We start from the raw sequence: 8,740 nt of genomic DNA on the forward strand, positions 1-8,740 counted from the left end.
CACCAGGTCCAGCACCTCCCGCAGATGCCGCGGCAGGTCCCGCACCCGCGCGAGCACCTGCTCGAACTCCATTCCCGCCAGCACCCGGTCCTCCACGTCCGGGCCTGCCTGCGGCACCTGAGCCGCCGCGTCCAGCTCCGCCGTGCTCAGCGCGGCGCGGCGCAGCCGGTTGTGCGCTTGCCTGCGGGCCACGCCGAGCAGCCAGGCGCGGGGCGCGCTGTCACCCCGGAAGGCTGCCGCGGACTGCCATACCGCCAGCCAGGCTTCTTGCAAGATCTCCTCGGCTTCGGCCCGGTTCGTGGTCAGCCGCCCGATCAAGCGCAGCATGGAACCCGCGTGCTCGCGGTAGAGCAGGCCCAGCGCCTCCTCGTCGCCTTCGGCGACGCGCGCCAGCAGCCCGGCCGAGTGCGTGCCTGCCTCAGTCACCTTGTTTCCCATCGCCTCCGGTCTCGAGCGACCAGAATCCCTCAGTGAAGGTACGTAGCACCGGCATTCGCGAAGGTTCACGGCGACATCCACCGTTTTCGAACTTCCGGGCGGCGGACGGCGGCCGCAGATCCGCCACGGGCACTGCCAGTTCTGCCATTCCGGCCCGGATCGGTTGCCGCGGCGAGATCCGGTTGCTGATCTGAACGGGCTGCACGCAACCGGGTCTGGGGCCGGCACCGGCCGGGAGTGCAGCCGAATCCGATCAAGGTGCCCGCCGGGCACCACCGATCCATCACGGAGGTAACCATGTCCGCTGCTACGGACCAGGCCGTCGCCGAGGCCGAGGTCGACCTGTTCGACCTCGACCTGGAGGTCGGCTTCGAGGCCACCATGGCCAACCCCGCCGTCACCAGCGTTTCGTACTGCACCCCCGGGTGCACCAGCGAGGGCGGCGGCTCGAACTGCAGCCACTGCTGCTGATTCCGGATGCCGCCGGGGCGAGTTCCGCCCGCCCCGGCGGTTCCGCCCGCGAGTCGAGGAGTCCGGGATGGACGATCCAGCGCACGCCCAGCCGCTTCGGGAAGACCTGTTCGCCGCTTGGGATTTCTACCTGCTCCGCGCCCCGCTCGGTGCCACCCGGCCGCAGCTGACCGGTGCGGAAACCGACGCCGGTGCCCAGGCCGCGTGTTCGCGGCTGCTGCGGCGAGCGGTCCAGGACGAGCACCTGATGGAAGCGCTGGCGCTGGCCAGTCCCAGCCTGCGCGGACTGCTGCTCCGAGTGGCCGCGGGCGACGGCGGTGCGGTCCTACCGGCTCAGCTGCGGCGGGCCGCGTTCGCGGTGCTGCGCTACGACCTGCGGATGCGCACCCGGCCGACGCCGTTCGGCTTGTTCGCGGGTGTGGCTTGCGGCGATTTCGAGTCGGACGTCGATGCCGGGCGGTTGCCCCGGACACCGGCGCGCGGCAGCCAGCGCACCCGCACCCAGGTCGACATGCAGTGGTTGCTCGGGGTCGTGCAGGAGCTGGAGACCCGTGCCGTCGAGATGCCCGCGCTGCGCGTGCACGCGCATCCGGCGCTCGTGGTGCGCGGCGATCGGGTGGTGCTGGACTGCGCATCGACCTTCGGGGCGGTTCCCGGGCGTAACAGCCGTGCCCGGGTGTCGGTGCGGCACAGCGCACCGGTGCGCCGTGCGTTGGAGCTCGGGACCGAGCCCGTTCGGCTCGGGCAGCTGACCGAACGGCTGGTGGCGGAGTTCGGCGAGCGTGCCCGCGAGCGCGTGCGCGGGCTGCTGAGTTCGCTGATCGCGGAGGAAGTGCTGCTGACCGAGCTGCGCCCGGCGTTGGACGGCTCGGACCCGCTGACCCGGCTGTGCGAAGTGCTGGACGCCGCGAACGCCGCTCCGGTGGCGCAGCGACACCTGGAACTGCGCGAACTCGCCGATCGCATCGCCGCCTACGACCGCATCCCGGCCGGGTCCGGGGCGGCCGCGCTCGCGGACACCGTCGCCGATGCGCAGCGCATCCACCAGCACCCCACGCCGCTGCACGTGGACGCCCGGCTCGCCGGGAGCACCGCCCTGCCCGCAGCGGTCGCCGCGGAGGTGGCCGGTGCCGCCGAGCTGATGTGGCGGACCTCCACCCCGAAGATCGGTTTGCACGCGTTGCGCGACTACCACGCGCAGTTCTTGGAGCGCTACGGCACGGATCGGCTGGTTCCGCTGCTGGACCTGCTGGACGGCAACGTCGGCCTCGGGCCCCCCGCCGGCTATTCCTGGCCGAACAGCGATGTCCCGGATGCGCGGACCGAGGCCGAACCCGACCGGGACCGGGACCGCCTCCTGCACCGCCTGCTCGCGGACGCGCTGCGCAGCGGCGACCGCGAGGTGGTCGTGGACGCCTCGACGATGCGCGCGCTGTGCCGGGGTGCGGCCGAGCCCGCGCAGGTTCCGAATTCGTGCGAGGTGACCGTGCAGGTCGCGGCCCCTTCCGCGGAGCGGTTGCTGGACGGCGAATTCCTGGTGTCGCTGTCGCCGAGCCCCGGCTCGCACCACGCGGGCTCGACCTTCATGCGCTTCGCCGGTGCCCTCGACGCGGACCACGAGCGGCGGTTGCACGAGGAGTCCTCGGCGTTGCCGACGCACGTGGCCGGAGCGCTGCGCGCGGACCTGGCTTTCCTGCCCCGTTCCGGGAAAGCGGCGAACTTGGCGCACACCGCGCCCGACACCGGGCACCGGATCGGCGTCGGCGTGTTCGACTCGCCGAGTGCCGCGGAGATCCGGCTCGGCGACATCGGTGTCGGCGCGACGCTGGAACGGCTGTGCGCGGTGCACCTGCCGACCGGACGGGAGCTGACCCCGGTGCTGGCGAACATGGTCAGCGCCCCGGCGCAGGCTCCGAACGCCGCCCGGCTGCTGTGGGAGATCGGCCTGGAAGGCCAGCGGTTGTGGGAACCGTGGAAGTGGGGCCGGTTGGCCGATTCACCGTTCGTGCCGCGGATCCGCTTCGGCCGATTCGTGCTGGCCCCCGCCGTGTGGCGGCTCGACGACGTGCGCGAAGCGGCTGCCGGGCGCGACCCCGCGGAGGCGGTGGCGCGGTGGCGCGCGCGCTACGACGTGCCGCGCCACGTGCTGATCGTGAGCAACGACCAACGCCTGGGCTTGGACCTGGACGACCCGTGGCACGTCGAGCTGCTCCTGGAAGAGGTGCGCAAGGACCCGGACCTGGTCGTGCACGAGGTGGCCGGTGAGCACGAGGGCTGGCTGCACGGCGAACTCGCCGGGCACATCGGCGAAGTGGTGGTGCCGCTGCGGCGACGCGACCCGGAGCCCCGCCGCGCGGCCACTCCCGCCTACCGGGAGCCGCGCGAGCGCGCGCACGGTCCGGGCGGCGAATGGCTCTACCTGAAGCTCTACGGCACCGCGCGGGGACAGGACGACCTGCTGCGCAACCGGTTCGGCGCGCTCGTCGACACGGCCCGCGAACTCGGCGCGGACCGGTGGTTCTTCCTGCGCTACACCGATCCGGACGGGCACCACCTGCGGCTGCGGTTGCACGGTGAACCGCACCGGTTGTGGTCCGATGTCGTACCCGAGCTCGGTCGCACGTTGCTGGACTGGCAGCAGGAGGGCCTGCTGCGCACGCACCGGATCGACCAGTACGACCCGGAGTACGAGCGCTACGGCGGAATCCGGTTGGCGCCCGCCGTCGAGCGGCTGTTCCAGGCCGACAGCGCGGCCGCGATCGAACTGCTGAGCCTGGCGGCGGACCCGGAATGCCCCTACGACCTGGACACCCTCGCCGCGATCTCGGTCGCCGCACTGGCCGAGGCGTTCGGCCCGCCCGGGACCGACCCGGGCGCCGCGGCGGCGGAGTTCTGGCTCGGCCGCACCGGAACCCGCCGCGACCTGCCGAAGCGGTATCGCCGCTCACCCGCGTACTGGGCGGGCCTGGTCGATCCGGCAGGCGGTAGCACCGGGCTGGCGGCAGCGGTGTTCGGCGCCAAAGTGCTCGGCCACCTGCGGGGGCGCGACGAGCTGGTCACATCGGTGCGCGCGGAAATGGACCGGCAGCGGGTCGACGGCGACTGCCGGATCGGGGAAGGACGTTTCCTCGGCAGCCTCCTGCACATGCACTGCAACCGGTTGTTCGGCGGGGACAGCGAGCGCGAGCGGGAGGTGATCGCGCTGGCCAGAGGAGCGGTGCAGGACAACGCGAACCGAAGGAGGTTCACCGGATGAACGTCCGGACGGAGTCGGCCGCACCGATCGCGGCGGCGGACCGGGACCGAGTGGACGAGGCCGTGGCGGTGGTCGCGGACAAGCTCGCGGATCCGGACCGGGTAGCGGCGGTCGCCGGCCGCGACGACAACCGGGATCCGATCTACGGGAACGTGATGTGGGCGCCGGTCACGTTGTCCAACGGCTGGCCGGGAGTGGCCGCGTTCTACGGCGAACTGGCACGGCAGGACACCCGGTGGCGCGCGACCGCGCACGAGCACCTGTCCCGTGCGGCGGAGGCGTTGCCGAGCACGCCGCACCGCGGGCTGTTCGCCGGCCCGGCGGCGTTGCTGGCGGCCGCGCAGGCCGCGGCGGCGGGCAGCGGTCATTACGCCCGGATGCGGGCGAAACTGGCCGGCCGGTTGGCCGAGCTGGTGCTCGCGCAGGTCGATCACCTGCGGGCCCAGCAGGGCGCCGGGGTGGATTGGTCCGGGTACGACCTGATCAACGGGGTTTCCGGTTCGGTCCGGGTGTTGCTGGAATCCGCGCGCGATCCGGCCGAGTCCGGTTCGCGGGTGCGCGAAGCCCTCGATGCCGGGCTGCGGCACCTGGTCCGCTGCACCGAACCGATCCATGTCCGGGGACACGAGGTACCGGGGTGGTGGGTGCCGCCGGAGGCGCAACCGACCGACCGCGATCGTGCCGACTACCCGGAGGGCGACTTCAACCTCGGGTTGGCGCACGGTGCGCCCGGCCCGCTCGCGGTGCTGTCCCGGGCGGCGTCGTACGGCTACGAGGTGCCGGGGCACCGCGCTGCGATCACCCGCACGGTCGAATGGCTGCTGCACTGGAAGCTGACCGATGACGCAGGTCCGTACTGGCCGTGCCGGATCGGACTGGCCCAGCAGATCGCGGGCCCGAGCGAGCTGACCCGCCCGATCACCCGCACCGCCTGGTGCTACGGGGCACCGGGCGTCGCGATCGGGTTGCACGCGGCCGGTACCGCGCTGGACCGGCCCGAGTGGACGGCCGAAGCGGTCTCCGCGTTGCAGGCGGCACTGCGGCGGGACGAGGCGGAGTGGGCCGTCGACGGCCCGACGATCTGCCACGGATACGCGGGCCTGTTGGCGATCTGCACCCGCATCGGGGTGGATACCGGTTCCGCCGAGCTGCTCGCCGGTACGGCCCGGTTGGTGCGCTCGGTGCTGGAACTGGGCGATGATCGGGCGGAATTCCACTTCCCGCACCTGATGCGCTACCCGGGCGGGCAACGCAGCGACGGACGCGTGCACAAGGCCGTGGACGTGGCCGGATTGCTCGAAGGGGCCGCCGGTGTGGCCGCCGCGCTGCACGCCGCAGCGCATCCGGACGACGACGAAGGGGGTGCACCGGTATGGCAGTGGTGCCTCGGACTGCGGTGATGGACCGGACCGGTGCGGACGCCGGCCCGGTGGCCGCGCTGGAAATCGACCGGCTGGTGGTGCGCTACCCGTCGGTGCTCGCGGTGGACGAGTTCAGCTACTCGTCCCCGGCCGGGCAGGTCACCGCGCTGCTGGGCCCCAACGGGGCAGGCAAGTCCAGCGTGCTGGGAGCCGTCAGCACGGCGGTGCCTTGCGAGTCGGGGACGATCCGGATCTTCGGACGGGACATCCGGCACGACGCCGTCGCCGCCCGCGCCCAGCTCGGTCTGGTCTTCCAGGAGCGCACGCTGGACAAGGACCTGTCGGTGTACCGCAACCTCTGGTTCCACGCCCGGCTGTTCGGGATGCGGAGCAAGGAGTCCCGGCAACGGATCGACGCGGTGCTGGACAGGTTCGGGCTCGCCGATCGGCGTTCGGACGCCGTCCGGAACCTCTCCGGGGGGTTGGCGCGCCGCGTGGAGGTCGCGCGGTCGTTGCTGCACGGCCCGGGATTGCTGGTGCTGGACGAGCCGACCACCGGCCTGGACCCGGAGGCGCGCGCGAAGGTGTGGGACGACCTGCGGCGGATGCGCGACGAACTGGGCGTGAGCATCCTGTTCTCCACGCATTACATGGACGAGGCCGAAGTCGCCGACGAGATCGTCATCATCAGCGACGGGCGGCTCGTCCGCCGGGGTTCCGCCGATCAGCTCAAGCTCGGTCTGGCCAGGTCGAGCGTTTTGCTGCGCACCCAGGACGATGCGGTGGCTAGCGCGAACCTGGTGGCCGCGGGCTGGCGGGTCTCGTCGGATTCCGGTGCTCTCCGGGTCGATTGCGCGGAACCCGAGAAATCGATCGCCGAGATCGTCGGGTGCGCCGGAACCGGCGTCGTGGAAGTGCGCGCCGTGCACCCGACGATGGACGACGTCTACCTGTCCGCCACCCGCAGCGGCGGTGCAGGCCCGGGAGGTGGCGATGACGAACTTGCTTGAGCGTCCGAGCGGCAGCAGCGGGCTGGGCGAGCGCGCCGCGGTGGGCGCGTTCCGGTCGATCGGCGTGATCGCGCAGCGGGATCTGATCCGGCAGCTGCGCAATCCGGGAATGCTGGCGACGCAGGCGATGCAGATGGTCTTCGTCGTGGTCGTGTTCGGCGTCGGCTTCAACAGCATGATCGCTCCGGACGGGGGATTGCCGTTCAGCGCTTACGTCTTCCCCGGGGTGATAGCCATCCAGATCGTCACCGTCGCGATCAACTCGGGACTCGGCTACGCGTGGGATCGGGAGTTCGGGGTACTGCGCGAGATGCAGGTCGCACCGACCCCGAAGGTGTGCCTGCCCGCGGGCAAGATGGTCGCGACGGGGATCATCGTGTGCGTGCAGAGCGCGATCATGCTGCTGCTGTCGCCGTTGTTGTCGGTTCCGCTGACGCTGCGCGGATTCCTCGGTGCGACGCTGGCTTACACGGTGGCCGGCATGGTGTTCTCCGCGATCGGGTTGTTCCTGGCGACCGCGATCCGCCGGGTGCAGACGCTGCAATCGAGCGTGGCGCTGCTGATGTTCCCGATGCTGTTCCTGTCCGGCGCGGTGTTCCGGCCGGATCAGCTGCCCAGCTGGCTGACCGCGGTCGTCGGGGTGAACCCGATGAGCTACGCGGTGGACCTGGTCCGGCACGTGCTGCTCAACGCCGCCGGCGAGCAGGTGCCGGGTGGCGGGCAGGCGAATCCGCTTTTCGACCTGGTGCTGCTGCTGGCGTTCGGCGCGGTGGCCGGTGTCGCGGTCCGGCTGCGCGTGGGCAGGTGAGCGGGCGGTGACCGGCTCCGCAGAGCGAGTGGCCGAGCACGGTCTGCGCTGGCTGGAGAACAATCTGGAGTGGTTCGAGCCCGCGCGCTGGGAACGATTCCTGCCACCCCGCAGGTTCCGCGCCGCCCCGCTGCTGGAGCTGTTGATCCTGGTTCGCCTGTTGCGCGGCGGCCCGCACGCCGAACGGGCGGAACGGATCGGCACGGCCGCGCACCGGGCGGCCGAGGTCGTCTGCGCGGAAACCGGATTTCACGACGAGTTGAGCCGGGGCGGACCGGCCTTCGCCTACCACGCGCATCTCGTCGCCCTGCTCACCGATGCAGGACGCGCTCCCGCCCGCGCGCGTTCGCTGGTCCAAGCCGTGCTGGACACCGGGACCGGTGAGCTGTTCGCCGCCGACCGGCCCGCGCTGAACCGCCTCGAACTGCGCTACGTCCTCGACCTCGGCGGCTTCGACCGCAGCGGGTACCGGACGGATCAGTCGCATCGGAACAGCGTGCTCACCACCCGGCAAGGGCCGTTGTCCTTCGCCGACGACGAGGTGTACGCGCTGACTCACGTGCTGTTCTACCTGTCCGATTTCGGCTCCCGGCCGGTGTCCGGATCGGACCTGGCGGATCGGGAGAAGGCGGGCCGCACGGTGTCGGTGCTGCTCGGCGCGTGCTTGGCGCGCGACGACCTGGATCTGGCGGGGGAGCTGCTGCTGTGCGCGGACATCCTCGGCGTGCACTGCCGCGGACTCGTCGAGCACGGGTGGCAGCGGATCGCCTCGGCGCAGCGAGCGGACGGCGCGGTGCCGAGCCCGCTGCACGACTCCGCTGTGTTGTCCAAAGTAGACGGTGATAAGCGGGCGGCGTACCTGTTCGGCACCTGCTTCCACACCACCATGGTGGCCGTCATGGCCGCCTCCGGGAGGGCGTCCCGTGGCTGATCACCGTGCTCGGTTGCTCGATCGGCTGAGCGCGCTGCGCGCGTCGCTGCACTCCGCCGAGGGGCGAGAACCGGCGCTGGGCAGGCGGTTGGCCGACGTGGCGCTGCGCCGTTGTCCGCAGGACCCCGAGCAGGTCCTGCCGGTCCCGGCGAACGGTGCCGTCGAACTCGACTGGTCCTCGATGCTGCACACCGGTGACGAGTACTTCGCGGACCAGGTGACCGGAATCGCGCTGAGCTCCGAACTCGCCGGCGAGCTGCGGGAACGGGTCGTGCTCGCGCTGGAAGCCCGGTTGGTGAACGCGGCCCGTGCGCAGGACTCGCACTCGCTGGCGGTGCTGCTGCGGGCGGCGCTGGTGGCCGGGGCGGGCGAGACCGCAACGATCCGGCAAGGCCTCGGCTTGCTGGTCACCGCACCGCCGCCCGCCGCCACCGAGGCGGATGGGGCGGCGGCGACGGTGCAGCA

At 71.9% G+C, this 8,740-nt stretch carries 8 protein-coding genes; 7 read left to right on the forward strand and 1 reads right to left on the reverse strand.

Annotated elements, in window-relative coordinates:
- Positions 1-426, reverse strand: a 426-nt coding sequence (locus IJH84_RS05000; protein ID WP_295140819.1) for a sigma-70 family RNA polymerase sigma factor, incomplete at its 3' end; no start/stop codon positions are given.
- A gap of 309 nt (positions 427-735) precedes the next feature.
- Between IJH84_RS05000 and IJH84_RS05005 the strand changes: the two genes are divergently transcribed.
- The 7 genes from IJH84_RS05005 to IJH84_RS05035 all read left to right on the forward strand — a co-directional run.
- Positions 736-909 carry a gallidermin/nisin family lantibiotic gene (locus IJH84_RS05005; RefSeq protein ID WP_200073465.1) on the forward strand — a complete coding sequence of 58 codons (174 nt, stop codon included), beginning with the start codon at positions 736-738 and terminating at the stop codon, positions 907-909.
- Positions 910-976: 67 nt separating this feature from the next.
- Positions 977-4,165, forward strand: a complete 3,189-nt coding sequence (locus IJH84_RS05010; protein ID WP_295140827.1) for a lantibiotic dehydratase — start codon at positions 977-979, stop codon at positions 4,163-4,165.
- Positions 4,162-5,565 carry a lanthionine synthetase C family protein gene (locus tag IJH84_RS05015; RefSeq protein WP_295140830.1) on the forward strand — a complete coding sequence of 468 codons (1,404 nt, stop codon included), beginning with the start codon at positions 4,162-4,164 and terminating at the stop codon, positions 5,563-5,565. The genes IJH84_RS05010 and IJH84_RS05015 overlap by 4 nt, the downstream gene beginning before the upstream one ends.
- Entirely contained in the window at positions 5,538-6,536 is a 999-nt protein-coding gene (locus IJH84_RS05020; protein ID WP_295140833.1) for an ABC transporter ATP-binding protein, read from the forward strand. Before IJH84_RS05015 ends, IJH84_RS05020 begins: the two co-directional genes overlap by 28 nt.
- The gene (locus IJH84_RS05025; protein ID WP_200073461.1) at positions 6,520-7,344 is read left to right on the forward strand and encodes an ABC transporter permease; all 825 of its coding nucleotides are present in this window, start codon (positions 6,520-6,522) and stop codon (positions 7,342-7,344) included. Before IJH84_RS05020 ends, IJH84_RS05025 begins: the two co-directional genes overlap by 17 nt.
- Positions 7,345-7,351: 7 nt before the next feature.
- Entirely contained in the window at positions 7,352-8,275 is a 924-nt protein-coding gene (locus IJH84_RS05030) for a hypothetical protein (RefSeq protein ID WP_295140839.1), read from the forward strand.
- Between the two features lie 13 nt (positions 8,276-8,288).
- Positions 8,289-8,740 (forward strand): hypothetical protein (locus IJH84_RS05035; RefSeq protein WP_295140842.1); only part of this gene is annotated, 452 nt, incomplete at its 3' end.

Origin of the sequence: Saccharopolyspora sp. (assembly GCF_017434145.1) — a bacterium.
In the GTDB taxonomy this organism is placed as follows: domain Bacteria; phylum Actinomycetota; class Actinomycetes; order Mycobacteriales; family Pseudonocardiaceae; genus Saccharopolyspora_C; species Saccharopolyspora_C galaxeae.